This is a genomic window from Paraburkholderia hospita (assembly GCF_002902965.1).
In the GTDB taxonomy this organism is placed as follows: domain Bacteria; phylum Pseudomonadota; class Gammaproteobacteria; order Burkholderiales; family Burkholderiaceae; genus Paraburkholderia; species Paraburkholderia hospita.
Window position 1 is genome coordinate 970,464 of the sequence record NZ_CP026105.1, and the last position, 13,396, is coordinate 983,859.

At 65.3% G+C, this 13,396-nt stretch carries 12 protein-coding genes; 4 read left to right on the forward strand and 8 right to left on the reverse strand.

The window, feature by feature from the left end:
- Positions 1 to 33: 33 nt before the first annotated feature.
- From C2L64_RS04340 to C2L64_RS04365, 6 genes are all read right to left on the reverse strand, one after another.
- Entirely contained in the window at positions 34 to 840 is an 807-nt protein-coding gene (locus C2L64_RS04340; protein WP_079484652.1) for a peptidase C39, read from the reverse strand.
- 7 nt (positions 841 to 847) lie between these two features.
- The gene (locus C2L64_RS04345; protein WP_079484655.1) at positions 848 to 1,567 is read right to left on the reverse strand and encodes a C39 family peptidase; all 720 of its coding nucleotides are present in this window, start codon (positions 1,565 to 1,567) and stop codon (positions 848 to 850) included.
- A gap of 81 nt (positions 1,568 to 1,648) precedes the next feature.
- Positions 1,649 to 3,046, reverse strand: coding sequence for a hypothetical protein (locus tag C2L64_RS04350; RefSeq protein WP_090835795.1), 1,398 nt, complete (start codon positions 3,044 to 3,046; stop codon positions 1,649 to 1,651).
- 29 nt (positions 3,047 to 3,075) lie between these two features.
- Entirely contained in the window at positions 3,076 to 3,684 is a 609-nt protein-coding gene (locus C2L64_RS04355) for a hypothetical protein (protein ID WP_090835794.1), read from the reverse strand.
- The gene (locus C2L64_RS04360; RefSeq protein WP_090835793.1) at positions 3,681 to 4,214 is read right to left on the reverse strand and encodes a hypothetical protein; all 534 of its coding nucleotides are present in this window, start codon (positions 4,212 to 4,214) and stop codon (positions 3,681 to 3,683) included. Before C2L64_RS04360 ends, C2L64_RS04355 begins: the two co-directional genes overlap by 4 nt.
- A gap of 80 nt (positions 4,215 to 4,294) precedes the next feature.
- Positions 4,295 to 4,798: a hypothetical protein gene (locus C2L64_RS04365; RefSeq protein WP_079484664.1), complete on the reverse strand. Its 504-nt coding sequence runs from the start codon at positions 4,796 to 4,798 to the stop codon at positions 4,295 to 4,297.
- Positions 4,799 to 5,347: 549 nt separating this feature from the next.
- On the opposite strand from C2L64_RS04365, the gene C2L64_RS04370 reads away from it, so the two are divergent.
- On the forward strand, positions 5,348 to 6,742 hold the full coding sequence (locus C2L64_RS04370) for a sigma-54 dependent transcriptional regulator (protein ID WP_007585822.1): 1,395 nt from the start codon (positions 5,348 to 5,350) through the stop codon (positions 6,740 to 6,742).
- Positions 6,743 to 6,996: 254 nt separating this feature from the next.
- The gene (locus C2L64_RS04375; RefSeq protein WP_007585823.1) at positions 6,997 to 7,968 is read left to right on the forward strand and encodes a thymidylate synthase; all 972 of its coding nucleotides are present in this window, start codon (positions 6,997 to 6,999) and stop codon (positions 7,966 to 7,968) included.
- Between the two features lie 87 nt (positions 7,969 to 8,055).
- On the opposite strand, the gene C2L64_RS04380 is transcribed toward C2L64_RS04375, so the two are convergent.
- Both C2L64_RS04380 and C2L64_RS04385 read right to left on the reverse strand, forming a co-directional pair.
- Complete coding sequence (locus C2L64_RS04380; protein WP_103153669.1) at positions 8,056 to 10,788, reverse strand: DUF6600 domain-containing protein; 2,733 nt, start codon at positions 10,786 to 10,788, stop codon at positions 8,056 to 8,058.
- Positions 10,789 to 10,941: 153 nt separating this feature from the next.
- The gene (locus C2L64_RS04385; RefSeq protein ID WP_090835791.1) at positions 10,942 to 11,655 is read right to left on the reverse strand and encodes an ArsR/SmtB family transcription factor; all 714 of its coding nucleotides are present in this window, start codon (positions 11,653 to 11,655) and stop codon (positions 10,942 to 10,944) included.
- Positions 11,656 to 11,845: 190 nt separating this feature from the next.
- Between C2L64_RS04385 and C2L64_RS54035 the strand changes: the two genes are divergently transcribed.
- A complete protein-coding gene (locus tag C2L64_RS54035; protein WP_007588226.1) occupies positions 11,846 to 11,986 on the forward strand; it encodes a hypothetical protein in 141 nt (46 codons plus the stop codon).
- 133 nt (positions 11,987 to 12,119) lie between these two features.
- Positions 12,120 to 13,376, forward strand: coding sequence for an MFS transporter (locus tag C2L64_RS04390; RefSeq protein WP_090835790.1), 1,257 nt, complete (start codon positions 12,120 to 12,122; stop codon positions 13,374 to 13,376).
- The last annotated feature ends 20 nt before the right edge of the window (positions 13,377 to 13,396 follow it).

The window sequence follows — 13,396 nt, forward strand, 5'->3', positions numbered from 1 at the left end:
TGATGACGCCTGTTCGGCGGGTGGCGGCCCGCCCTATCTCCTTGCATTTACCGCGTTTTGCAGGGCTTGTAGTACGCCGGCCTGGCGCAGCATCGAGGACGACATGGGCGTCGTCTGCAACGAGAGCTGCAACTGGTTGGCGACTTGCTGGTTATTGCCTGCAATCTGCAGTAGTTGGGCAATCGCGCCGGCCTGTTGCGCGTTGCTGGGTGCAATGGTTTGCGATGCGATGCCGGCAGGCGTCTGCAGCGCGACCGTCACGCCGCCGTTGCCGAACGAGATGCCCGCCTTGACGTTGCCCGCCGGGTTCGATGCCGCGGCGCTCTGCGCATTCGTGCCGCCTGCCAGCAGTTGCGGATTGTTGTTGAAGTCGATCGTCGCCGTGTTGAAGCCGGCGTTGCGATCGCCCGCCACCTGCGTGACCTGCGATACGCCGTTGACCGCGATGCGTTGTCCGCCGATCGTCTGGGCATTCGGGTCTGCGCCCGGATTGCCGCGGCCGTCGGTGACGCGCGCGAGCGTGTTGACGTTGGCCGTCAGCGCGTTCGCCGCATCGCGTGCAACGGAGAGGCTGCCTTGCGCGAGCGCGTTCGCGCCGTTCGGCAACTGCCATTGCGAAAGTACGTTCAATACGAAACCGGAGATCATTTGTCCGCCCGCGCCTTTTCCGGTCTGCTGGGCGAGCACATCATCCCCGACGCTTTGCCACTGGATCGCCGCCGGCGCCACGTCGCGGGACGTCGAAACGTCTGCGGCGAAAGCGCTGGTTGCGAGGCCGCAAGCCGTCGCGATCAATGTCGCGAAACAGGTGCGGCCGGGCTGGTTGAGGTAGTGCTTCATGGGTGAGTCAGAACAGGTCTGCCTTGATCAAGCCGTATTCGACAAAGGGAGTCGCGGCCGTGCCGTTGGCGAGCGCGCGCTCGCGCAGCCGCAAGGCCAGCGATTCGTTGTCCTGCAACAGCGGGGAATCCTCCCTGAAAGGTTTCCCGACGACTGCGAATACGAGGCCATTCCATGTCTTCGCGAAGTCTTCCTCGAGCAATATCCGGTTGCCGAGAGCGGGATCCGCGATGAAGATGCGACCGTCCTGCGCGTGCTTGACGATCACGAAATGCTCATAGCCGTCGAGGTTCATCAGAACCATGACGGGCACCTGGAGGTGATACAGCGCGTCCGTGTTTACGCGGAATCCGCGGCCCCGCAGCCCGATCGTCTCGACGAACTTCTTCATGTCGAGCATCGAAAAGCCGTTCTTGACCACTACCTCCGGCGTCGAGAAAACCATCATCCGGCGGATCAGGTCCGTTTCGGGGATGTCGATGCCGTAGCCGTACTTGAGGAGGGTTGCGAGCGCCGCCGCACCGCAGCTGTAATCGAACTGCTGGCTGACGATGTGGCGGTAACGCAGGTCCCTCATCGAGTGCACCGTTTTGGTAAGCGGAATACCTGCGAGGGTAGACGTGTCGACGCTCGCCTGTGCGTTCACTCGCGCACACAACGTGCAAGTAACGAGCGCAACGGCAGTTGCGGCGAGTCGTAACGCCGGGAACCGGTCAAACCCGGACATGCTGGTCTCCTGCCAAGTCGCGCCGGCAGCTGCATTGGCCGCCGGCGCATCCCGTATGGCTGCCTGTTTCAGCTGCCTTTCTTAGCGGCTGGTGTTCATCGAAGCGATCGCGAGCCCGTTGTGCTGCACGTTGCCCGCGCCGCCCGCGATGTTCACGCCGATGTTGCCCGTCGCGTGGCTGAGCGCGCCTGCGCCGAGCGTCGCCGTGCCTTCGAACGAGCCACGGAAGTCCACACCCGCCGTTTGCGACGATTCATCCGTCGCCACCATCGCCGCGCTGCCGTGGCTGCGCGACACCGTCGACGTCGAGGCAGCCATGCTGTTGTTCTGCACGTTGCTGATGCCCGACGCGACGTTCACGCCGACGTTGCCCGACGCGTACTGCAGCGAGCCGTCGCCGACCGAGGCGTTCACGTTGAAGTTGTTGATGCTGGCCTTGCCTCCCGAGCTCTGGTTGTTGAAGACCTGGGCGTTGCCGAACACGTTGCCGGCATCGACGGAAGCGAGCGCTGCGTCGTTGCTCTGCGCGTTGTTGATGCCTTCCGCGATGTTGACGCCGATGTTGCCGCTCACGTTCTGCGCGGCGTTGCTGCCCGTCGTCGCCGTCAGGTTGCCCGCCTTCTGCGTGTTGATGTGCTGCGTGACCGAGCCATACACGTCGACGTCCGTCTTCGAGACCGACGAGCTGAATCCCCACTGCGCAGCGACGCTGTCGTGCGTCTTCGATTTCTCGACTTCGTAGCCGCTCGACTGCTCGCCGTAGGCCCTATAGCCGGAGCCCTGGTTGGCCTTGTAACCCCACACCTTGCCCTGGCCCGAGGCTTCGACTGCGCCGAACGCGCCGCCGACCTGCTCGCTGTTGCTGTAGCTCGATTCCTTGTAGCCAGCGGACAGGCCGCCAGAAATGCTCGTATGGCCCGAGGCGCTGCCTGTCCACGGGTTGTAGTGCGAAGCGGTTTCATAGCTGGTGCTTGCGTGTCCGCCCGCCGAGATGTGGCCGCCGGCGTTCTGGCTTTCATGGCTGAAGCTGCCGCCGATGGCCGCTGCCTGCGCGCTGAACTCGAAGCCGCCGCCCTTGACCGAGCTGCTCTGGTTGCCATACGCGTAGCCCGACGAAGACTGATGGCCCTGCGCGCGATACGACTCGGACGAGTGCGAGGTCGACAGCGAAGCCCATGCGTTGCCGCCGCCGTTGATCGACTTGTAGCTGTTGTCGATCCGCGTCGTGATGGAGCCGGAGGTGTACGACTGCGCGTTCGGGCTGAGCGAGGCGTGCGCGTAGGCACGCTGCGTGTTGTTGACGACGGCGCCCGCCGTGCTGGAGACGCTGACGCAGCCGAACAGCGTGACGAATCCTTCGATCCCGACGGCTTCTCCGACCAGCGTCGCATTGAAGATGAACGGGTTCTTCAGCGGACTCGCGAAGGCGCTGGTGGAAGCGGCTGCGAGGACGGCTGCTGCAATGAGTGTGCGCTTCATGGTTTCGCTCCGATACTAGTTGTGGTCAGTTAGAAAAGAGTGCCCGCCGGGGGACGGAGCACAAAACTGTTCGCCGTGGCGTTACCGGCTCCGGCAGTCTGGTTGATCTGCACGATTCCATTGACGTTCTTGAAGGCATCGCTGGAAATGCTGGCCTCGCGGACGCCTTGTGGTGCGACCGCTCGACTCTGACCGCCGTTATTCGCGGCCGTCGCGGATAGCACCCCATCCGAGACGGTCTCGACCCCAGGCGCCGCAGTGCCGAGCAGCACACTGTTGCGCTGGAGATTCCCTGCGCCCGCAGACTGGTTCACCATCACCGCTCCGGACGAATTCGAAAACGCGTTGCCTTCGATCGACGCGCGCGCGCTCGGCACCCGCGCCCGCGCGGTGGCGCTCTGCATGCTCGCGTTGTCGTTCGCGACGGCGTCGCCGTTGGTGATCGTCAGCTGGTTGGTCTGCGCGTTGTTCAGGCCCGCGGCCTGGTTTACCGTGATCGCGCCCGTCGCGCTGACGGCGGCGCCCGTGGCGATGCTCGCGTCGCCGCTCACGCGTCCCACCTGCTGCGCGTACGACGGTTGCGCGGCGACCAGGGCGAGCGTTGCGAGCAGCGGAATCGGGCGAAGTAGTGTGTTCATTTGCCGAGGCCTCCAAGCGCGCCGCCGAGCGCGGTCGACAGCGGCGCAAGCGCGCCCGTCACCGACGCCGAAATGTTGCCGCCGACGCCCGGCGCCGGCTGGCCGATGCCGCCCGAGTTGAGCGCGACGTTGTTGTTCGTGGTGTTGCCCGTGAGGATGCGCGTGACGGCCTGCAGCCCGGCGCCGCCCGCGACGTTTCTGTCGAGGCCCGTCGACCCGTGCGCGTTGGTCAGGTCGGCATCCGACGCGACTTGCGCCATCGTCGGGTTGAAGGTGGTGGCGGGGAAGGTCGAGACGCGCGCGCTGATCGGGTCCTGATCTTTCGGCACGGGCGCATAGGCGATGCGCGGGGTGATTTCGCGCTGAACGATGATGTCGCCCGGGTTCGCGGCCTGTGCGAAGGCCGCGCCTGCGAAGCCGGCGGCGCACAGACCGGCGATGACGGCCAGCCGTGTCGCGAGCCGTGGCGCGCCAGTCGTGCTACCTGCACCCATTGCGCGGCGGCACAGCATCCCCCATGAAGCGATCATTTTGTATGTCCCCGACTATCCATTTGGAGTGCGAAACAGTCTGCACTGGTCTCTTTTGCGTGCGACGTCGTGTTGCTGTGCTACTTCCGCTGGTAGTTCGCTACGTTACCTTGCGCGGTGCGCGCGGCATCGATGGGAATAGGCAGCGGCGACGGTGGCGCGATTTCGTCCCACAGCGTCACGGCCGCGCCGCGCATCAGCTGCGGCGTCGCCGCGACCATCACCATGCCCGCCGCGCCGCCGCGCTGGCGCGCCAGCACCTGGTCGTCAAGCGCGAAGTCGCTCATCGCCGCGCTGTCGGCCGGTACGTTCGTGAACTGCGGGCCAGTCGAGTCGACTCCGGTAGCAATATCTACGCCGGTCGTTGTGTCCGCGGTCGCGTTCGATGTTTCATCCGCGGCGACTTCCGTTGCCTGTTGCGCGGAGGTCGCCATCGTCACGTTTGTCGCATCCGTGAAGGATTCCTGCGCGTATACATTGGCTGCACCGGCTGACATTGACGACAGCGCAAGTGCAACGCACACGGCGACGCCGGCAGGCAGCAGTGAAATGTGGTTCGAGTCGATGCGGAAAACGAGTCGCATGATGTCTCTCCTTGGTACGGGACATTTAGCGAAACGTGTGCCATCTGTCGCAATCCATTGATGCAATTGGACGTGGCGAAATGGTGCGGGTGTCCGTCGAGTAAAATCGGACGTAAACGTTTCAGGTCTGAAACCTGGACCAGAAAACACGCGGATTTCAAATCCATGCGTTAAGCGCGAGCTATGCGTAGTACGTTGATAAAAAAGTATGGTGAATGCGCTTCCACCGTTTTAATCGGTCCCCAATGAGCATGCTGATGAACCGCAAACCCTTACCGGGCAAGGCTGAACGATTTAATTCGCATATTTGTTTTCGACGGCTCGCGCGTATAGTAAGCTCTCAACCACAGCACACGTTTTTAAAAAAGCCCACTACTGGGCCGTTTCAATACACGCGCCGTTTTTCGGGGATCAGCTGTCCGTACGGAATGGAATGGCCGTTCGGTTTTCGCTGTTTGCGAATCCCGTGCGAATAGGCGTGCCTCTAAGCTAAATCCAGATCAGCACATGCCGTCATCCTTAACGTTCGTTGACGAGAGGATCTGAATAATGGAATCCGCCACGCGGCAACTGATTTACGTATCAAGAGATCCCAGCGCGGAGTTGAACACGCGTTTTCATGAGCGCGGGTGGCATGTCGAGGTTGTCGGTTCGGCACGCGATGCCCGCCGCGCCGTACGCTCGGGGATGGCGGCGGGTGGTCTGCTCGATCTGTCGAGCTGTTTCCAGCAGCATGAAATCGCGGCGTTTGAATCGTGTTTGACCATGCCGAATGTCGGCTGGGTCGCAACCACCATGGCAGGCCAGTTGCAGGACGCCGCATTGCGCCGGCTCGTGCGCGACTATTGTTTCGATTACGTTACCGTGCCTTATTCGGGCGACCGGATCGTCGATTCGGTGGGTCACGCATATGGCATGGTTTCGCTTGGCGAGCCAGCGTCCAATGACGCGTCGCAAGGCGGCACGGAAGGCGAAATGGTCGGTTCGTGCGATGCGATGCTCGCGCTGTTCCGCTCGATTCGCAAGGTCGCGATGACCGACGCGCCCGTCTTCATTTCCGGCGAATCGGGCACCGGCAAGGAGCTCACGGCCGTTGCCATTCACGAGCGTTCGTCGCGCCGCAACGCACCGTTCATCCCCATCAACTGCGGCGCGATTCCGCCGCATCTCCTGCAATCGGAGCTGTTCGGCTACGAGCGCGGCGCGTTCACGGGTGCGAACCAGCGCAAGATCGGGCGCGTCGAAGCGGCGAACGGCGGCACGCTGTTCCTCGATGAAATCGGCGACCTGCCGCTCGAAAGCCAGGCGAGCCTGCTGCGCTTCCTGCAGGAGCGCAAGGTCGAGCGCCTCGGCGGACATGGTTCGATCGAAGTGGACGTGCGGATCATTTCTGCGACGCACGTCGACATGAACACGGCGATGATCGAAGGGCGGTTCCGCTCGGACCTGTATCACCGGCTGTGCGTGCTGCAGATCGACGAGCCGCCGCTGCGCGCGCGCGGCAAGGACATCGAGCTGCTCGCGCGGCATATGCTCGAACGTTTCAGGAAAGATGCGAGCCGCCGGCTGCGCGGCTTCGCGCCCGATGCAATTGCTGCGCTCCACAACTACAGCTGGCCGGGCAACGTGCGCGAGCTGATCAACCGCGTGCGGCGCGCGATCGTGATGTCGGAAGGGCGGGCGATCACGGCGCGCGATCTCGAACTGGCCGAGTACGTCGAAATCGTACCCGTGTCCCTTGCGCAGGCGCGCGAGGCCGCCGAGCGGCAGGCGATCGAACTGGCGTTGCTGCGTCATCGGGGCCGTCTGGGCGATGCCGCGCAGGAGCTGGGTATTTCGCGCGTCACGCTGTACCGGTTGTTGTGCTCGCACGGCATGCGGCATATGGAAAGCGAGCCGCTCGCGCCGCACGCGGAGATGCCGTCGACGATGCCGCATCTTTAAGCGCCGGCCTCGCGGATAACGGGCTGGTGTAGGGGCAAAAAGCCCGGTCAATTGACCGGGCTTTTTTGTTTGCGAAGCGTCGGTTTCTGAATGCCGCGTTCTGCCGTGCATGAAGCGTTCAGATTTGCGATGGTTGCATTTGCGACCGTTCTGCCCGGCGCTATCAGCGCGTTCACGTGGGTTCGCCCGGCTTGCTAGAATCGGGTTTTTCCCAGAAACGGTCGGCGCGCCCGCGTCCTGCCGAAGGAACCCGCATGAAACAATACCTCGACCTCGTCCGCACGATCCTCGATACCGGCAGCTGGCAGGAAAACCGCACCGGAATCCGCACGATCAGCATGCCGGGGGCGATGTTGCGCTTCGATCTGCAGCAGGGTTTCCCCGCCGTGACGACGAAGAAACTGGCGTTCAAGTCGGCGCTCGGCGAGCTGATCGGCTTTCTGCGCGCGTCGCGCAGTGCCGCCGATTTCCGCGCGCTCGGCTGCAAGGTCTGGGACGGGAACGCGAACGAAAACGCTCAGTGGCTCGCCAATCCTTACCGGCAAGGGCTGGACGACCTCGGCGGCGTGTACGGCGTGCAGTGGCGCAAGTGGCCCGCCTACAAGGTGCTCGACGCGGCGGCGAGCGCGCAGCTGGAAGACGCGGCGTCGCGCGGTTATGCGCCCGTTACCGAGTTCGAGGAAGACGGCGTGCAGAAGGTGCTGCTGTACAAGGCGATCGACCAGATTCGCCAGTGTCTCGACACGATCATGAAAAACCCGTCCGACCGTCGAATTTTGTTTCATGCGTGGAATCCGGCCGTGCTCGAGGAAATCGCGCTGCCGGCTTGCCATCTGCTGTATCAGTTCCTGCCGAACGTCGCGAAGCGCGAAATTTCGCTGTGCCTCTATATCCGCAGTAACGACGTCGGGCTCGGCACGCCGTTCAACCTGACGGAAGGGGCGACGCTGCTGCACCTCGTCGGCCGGCTGACGGGTTATACACCGCGCTGGTTCACGTACTTCATCGGCGATGCGCATATCTACGAGAATCAGCTCGACATGTTGCAGCAGCAACTGATGCGCGATCCGTACGAAAGCCCGCAGCTCGCGATTTCGGAGCGCGTGCCCGAGTATGCAAAGACGGGCGTCTATGAGCCTGAATGGCTGGAGAAGATCGAGCCGTCCGATTTCTCGCTGGTCGGCTACCGCCACCATGAACCGCTGACGGCGCCGATGGCGATCTGATCCGTAGACGGTTTTTCTTCGACTTGAACGAGAAACGCCCGCCGCGATTCGCGGCGGGCGTTTCTGTTTGTGGCGTGATGCCGGTTCTTACCCGCGATGATGCTCGTCGTGTCCGCCACCCGTCGTGCGCTGGTCCTGATGCGGCTGAGGCTGAGGCTGGGGCTGGGGTTGCGGATGCGGCTGTTGCACCTGCTGCGGCGCCGGACGAGGTTGCGGCTGTGGCTGCGGATGAGACTCCGGACGCGGCTGAGGTTGCGGCTGCGGATGGAATTCCTGGCGAGCCTGCTGCTGTGGTTGCTGCGGCTGCGGATGAAACTCCGGACGCGGTTGAGGTTGCGGCTGCGGCCGGATTTCCTGACGCGCCTGCTGCTGCGGCTGCTGCGGTTGCGGACGAACCTCCGGACGCGGCTGAGGTTGGGCCTGCGGATGGAATTCCTGACGCGCCTGCTGCTGCGGTTGCGGATGCATGTCGGCTCGCGGCTGCTGTTGGACCTGCGGTTGCTGGACCTGCGGCTGCGGATGCATCTCCGGACGCGGTTGCGCCTGAGCCTGCTGCATCGGTGCGGGTTGCCCGCGCTGATCCTGGCCATGCGGCGGCTGTCCTTGTACGACGCCGCCGCCGAAACCATTCCCCGATCTCTGCGCTGACTCACGCTGCTGCTGCGCGACCTGACCCGGCTGTGACATAGGCGGACGCTGTCCAGGCGTCTGTGCCGCGCCTGACTGCTGCGGATTGCCGTGTTGCTGTGCCATCGGTGCATGGTGCTGTGTCCACGCGGGTTCACGCTGCTGACCCGCGCCCATATCGGGCCGTTGCGCATTTCCGGGCTGACCCGGCTGTTGCGGCATGCCGTTCATCGGGCGGCCACTCGCAAATTGCGGCGGACGCGGTACGCCGTTCCCCGGCTGCGTAGGCATGGCGTGCGGTTGGCCATTGCCCTGCGCCTCGCCGCCACCCGGCCGCTGGCCATTCGGCGCGCCCGCGATCTGTCCGGGTACGAACCCGTGCCCCGGCATCCCTTGCTTCTGCCCATTGCCCTGCGGAGCGCCGCCGCCGGGCCGCTGAGCGCCCGGACCACCTGCCATCGGCGCACCCGGCATCGCGCCGGGCATCTGCCCCGGCGCATGCGAGCGCACGACACGAACATTCGCGACCGGCCCATTCCCGCCGACCGTCTGCGCGCCGAAGCGCGCCGGCACCGATGTATGAACGATCGGCTCGCCCGCGCCCGGCACGCGTCCGTGACCGCCTTGTGCAAAATTCTGCGCGAGCCGGTCATGAAACGCAGCCGGGACACCCGGATTGCGCGTACCAACGACAGGCCGCGCCATCACATTCGCAGGCGGCCGATAAGCGGCGTTGCGCGTGCCCGGCCCGAAACTCTGCCTGACGGGCGCAATGCCCGGCGCGCCCGCATTGAAACGCGCGTTGCGCCATTGCGCGGGATCGGCGCGATGCGCGAAGCGGTTGGTCGGCTGTCCGTGGACGAACGCTGTCGCGGGCATCGCCGTCACGGCGCCCGGCGCGCGATAGTTGATGTACGTGTTGTGGGTGTTGTTATGGATATCCACGCGGTTGTTGACGATGACCGTGTTGTTCACGCGCTCGTAATAGCGCGGGCTCCAGTCATGATCGCGGCCCCAGTGCGGATGCCACGGCTCGCCGGGTCCGAGCGCGAACCACGCGAGACCAGCCGCCGCCACACCTCCGACAGCGAGGTTCACGCCCCAGTCACTGCCGCCGCCATCGCCATCTCCGACAAAGGCGACGAGGGCCGGCGCATACACGGGCGGTTCGCTGACGGCGGCCTGTCCCGGCACCCACGCCCACGAATCGTCGACATAGGCCCAACGGCCGTAGTGATACGGCGCGAAGCCCCACGGCGCGTCGTCGACCCATGTCCAGCCCCATGGCGCCTGCCAGGCCCAGTGGCCGTCGCGATACGGCGCCCAGCCGGCGGGCTCCTGATTCGGTGTCCACACGTGCCCGTACTGCGGCGTGCTCCGCCACGTGCCGTTCGCATCGAGATCCTGATAGCCGGGCATCTCGCGCGATACATAGCGCGCCGACACCGAGCGCTCCTCGGCGGCATCGCGGCTCGCTGCCCATTGATCGAACGGATCGGCCCCGGGCGCGCCGCTCGCGGCCGCCTGCTGCAGGCTCGTACCCGTGAACGTGACCTGCTGCCCGGCACCGACGGGCACCTGGCCGTTGTCGCCGTACACGGTCGCGCTGCCGCTGCGCACCGTGACGGTGGTGCTGCTGCCATCGGGGGCGACGTCGACACGGTAGTCGCCGGGGCCGTTCACGCCCAACGCGAGGTTCGGTGTGTCGATCTCATACGACGAGCCGGGCGTGATCGCGCGCACGCGGGTCGACAGCGTGCCTTGCGCGACTTTCAGCTGCGCGCTGTTGTCGTCGAGGTTGAGGATGTCGAGACTGGTTTGCGCGCCCATGCGCACGGCTGTCGATCCGATGTGCAGTTCCGAGCGCGCATTCTTGTCGTTCCACAACTGGTCGCCCGTCGTGAGCGGGCGGTTGACCTGCGCATACGACCAGTCGGATGCGCCCGCCGGTTCGGTCGTGACCGTGCCCGCCATGTAGTTCAGGCGCGCGATGCGTCCCGGCGGATCGCTGTCCGGCGCGCTTTGCGCGTAGTTGGCGGGCGGCGGCGCGTCCTGCGCTGCGGCGCTCTGCAACGCAAGCGAAGTCAGCGCGCCCGCGACGGCGAGCGCCACGAGCGAAGCTCGACGCGCATCGCGTCGAAGGGCAGGGTTAGCGTGTCTGGATGTCGTGCCGGGTGTGGCGAGTGATTTCATGGTTGTCGCTCCATCGGGCGCAGCGTCAGGCTGCGCCGTGTGAAATCACTGTACCTTCGGCCCCTGTTTCAAGGCGCTCTCATTTGTAAGCCATCCAGACGGCGCTGTAACAAAAGTTGTCGCGTGGATCGCTTTAGTCAGACGAATCGTTCGTCAGTGCGCGAGAAAGGCGTCGAACTGACGATGGCCGACGGGCGTCACGCGCAGGATTCGCGGCCGGTCGGTGCGCTCGACCCAGCCCTGCGACGACCACGAATCGAGTAGCGCCGCGCCAAGCGCGCCGCCGAGATGCGGGCGCCGCTCGCTCCAGTCCGGGCAGGTGCAGGCGAAGCGCCGGCGTCGCCCACGTTGCTGCGACACGTCGATGCCCCATTGCGCGAGCAGCGCTTTGCCGTCAGACGTTGCTTCGAGCGCGTCGCCGTGGACCGTCAGCAGGCCGCCGTCGATGAGCCGCTCGTAGACCCGCACGGCCACTTCGCCCGCCATGTGGTCGTAGCAGGTGCGCGCGTAGCGCATGTCGACGGGCACGGTGCGCGCCGGGCGCGGCACGGTGCGTTGCGGGGCCGTGGCTTGCGCGACGTTGGCGAGCGCCTCGATGGTCGACGCGATTTCCGCCGACGCGATCCGGAAATAGCGATGCCGGCCGCGCACTTCGAGCGCGAGCAGCCCGCCGTCCGTCAACCGCGCGAGATGGGCGCTCGCCGCCGAAGGCGACAGGCCCGCGATCAGCGTCAGCTCGCCCGCGGGACGCGCGGTGCCGTCCATCAGCGCCCACAGCATCGCGGCGCGGCCAGGATCGGCGAGCAGCGCGCCGATGCGGCTCAGGCCGGGAAAGTGGTTCGGTTCGGAGGAAAGTGCGGCGGCCATCAGGGTCTCCTGTTTCCGGGTTCGCTTGTCATGGCTCCACTCTAGGCGCATCGTGCATTCGATGTTTCAGGTTGTCGTGAAGCGTCGGATGCATTCTCGCGTGCGTCGTGGGGCGAGGCAATCTGCGGTCGTCATACCAGACAGGCTAGAATCAAAAAGGGCTTTCTCCCGTTTAGCGAATAACGCAGTCATGAAAATCCTGTTTGCCGTGGTCATCGCCGTCGTCCTTTGCAGCGCGTGTGCGCAGGGCGGCTCGGGCTCGTCGTCGGCCGGGTCGGGCAGCATCACGATGTACGGCACGATCGACGAAGGCGTCACCTTCCGCAAGTGATACGTATGCGGCACCCGGCGTATCTGCGCGAATCGCGTGTGCGCATCTGGCAGAAATTGATGCATCATTGGCCTTTCTGCCAGTGCGATCGATGTGACGATGCCGACATCGTCACCCAGCCTCGAGGCCACCGATGCCGCCGTCTCCTTCCACCGCTTCCGCCGTCCGCAGCGACGTGCCGGGCCACGCCGATCCGCACGGCCGGCGCGCTGCGCGCGTGCTCGCCGTCTGTCAGGCGCTCTACACATCGTCGGTATCGATCGATCTGACGCTCACGGGTCTCGTCGGCTACACGCTCGCCGCCGACAAGTCGCTCGCCACGCTGCCGTTTTCGCTGATCACCGTCGCCGCCGCGCTGACGACGGTTTTCGCGTCGTTCCTGATGGCGCGCATCGGCCGTCGCGCGGGCTTTCTGCTCGGCGCGGCCATCGGCGCGGCGGGCGGAGCGATCTCCGTGTACGCGATTTTTCAGCAGAGCTTCTGGGCGTTTTGCGCGGGCACGGCGACCGTCGGCGTGTTTCAGGCGTTCGCGCAGTATTACCGGCTGGCCGCCGCCGACGCCGTGCCCGCCGATGCCAAGAGCCGCGCAATCTCGACGGTGCTCACGGGCGGCGTCGTTGCAGCCGTGCTCGGACCGGCGCTGGCCGCGTGGAGCAAGGACTGGCTCGCGCCCGTCGCGTTTGCCGGCTCGTACGCGCTCGTCACAGGACTCGGCCTGCTGTCGATGGCGCTGCTGGCGAGCCTTTACCGCGATGCCGCGCCGCACATGGATGCCGCGGCGCACCGCGAACCCGCGCGGCCCTGGCGCGCGATCGTCCGGCAGCCGATCTTCGTGGCCGCGCTCGCGAACAATGCGCTCGGCTACGCCGTGATGATGTTCGTGATGACGGCGACGCCGATTGCCGCCGTCGCGTGCGGGCACTCGATCGGCGATGGCGCGCAGATCATCCAGTGGCATCTGGTCGGCATGTTTGCGCCGTCGTTTTTCTCGGCGCGTCTGATCGCGCGCTTCGGCGTGCTGCGTGTGATCGGCGCGGGCATCGTGCTGTCGGCGCTGTGCGGCGTGCTCGCGCTGCGCTCGACTGACCTGCCGCATTTCTATGCGGCGCTCGCGTGTCTTGGGGTCGGCTGGAACCTGATGTTCGTCGGTGGCACGACGCTGCTCGCGCAATCGTACCGGCCGTCCGAGCGCGCGAAGACGCAGGCGACGAGCGAATTCACCACCTTCGCGTTCTCCGCGCTCGGCTCGCTGTGCGCGGGGCAGATGCTCGCACATCTCGGCTGGGCCGCGATCAACGTGGCGATTTTTCCGTTCCTCGCGCTCGCCGCGCTGGCGACGATCACGTTTGCGTGGTCGCGCAGACGCGTGGTTGCGGCGTCGGGCATGTGAAACAGCCATGCCGTTTAAGG

Excerpts from the sequence above, each read along its gene's own strand:
- C2L64_RS04360 (WP_090835793.1), bottom strand. The coding sequence starts at position 4,214 with ATGATCGCTTCATGGGGGATGCTGTGCCGCCGCGCAATGGGTGCAGGT.
- C2L64_RS04370 (WP_007585822.1), top strand. The coding sequence starts at position 5,348 with ATGGAATCCGCCACGCGGCAACTGATTTACGTATCAAGAGATCCCAGC.
- C2L64_RS04365 (WP_079484664.1), bottom strand. The coding sequence starts at position 4,798 with ATGCGACTCGTTTTCCGCATCGACTCGAACCACATTTCACTGCTGCCT.
- C2L64_RS04355 (WP_090835794.1), bottom strand. The coding sequence starts at position 3,684 with ATGAACACACTACTTCGCCCGATTCCGCTGCTCGCAACGCTCGCCCTG.
- C2L64_RS04340 (WP_079484652.1), bottom strand. The coding sequence starts at position 840 with ATGAAGCACTACCTCAACCAGCCCGGCCGCACCTGTTTCGCGACATTG.
- C2L64_RS04345 (WP_079484655.1), bottom strand. The coding sequence starts at position 1,567 with ATGTCCGGGTTTGACCGGTTCCCGGCGTTACGACTCGCCGCAACTGCC.
- C2L64_RS04375 (WP_007585823.1), top strand. The coding sequence starts at position 6,997 with ATGAAACAATACCTCGACCTCGTCCGCACGATCCTCGATACCGGCAGC.
- C2L64_RS04390 (WP_090835790.1), top strand. The coding sequence starts at position 12,120 with ATGCCGCCGTCTCCTTCCACCGCTTCCGCCGTCCGCAGCGACGTGCCG.
- C2L64_RS04380 (WP_103153669.1), bottom strand. The coding sequence starts at position 10,788 with ATGAAATCACTCGCCACACCCGGCACGACATCCAGACACGCTAACCCT.
- C2L64_RS04350 (WP_090835795.1), bottom strand. The coding sequence starts at position 3,046 with ATGAAGCGCACACTCATTGCAGCAGCCGTCCTCGCAGCCGCTTCCACC.
- C2L64_RS54035 (WP_007588226.1), top strand. The coding sequence starts at position 11,846 with ATGAAAATCCTGTTTGCCGTGGTCATCGCCGTCGTCCTTTGCAGCGCG.
- C2L64_RS04385 (WP_090835791.1), bottom strand. The coding sequence starts at position 11,655 with ATGGCCGCCGCACTTTCCTCCGAACCGAACCACTTTCCCGGCCTGAGC.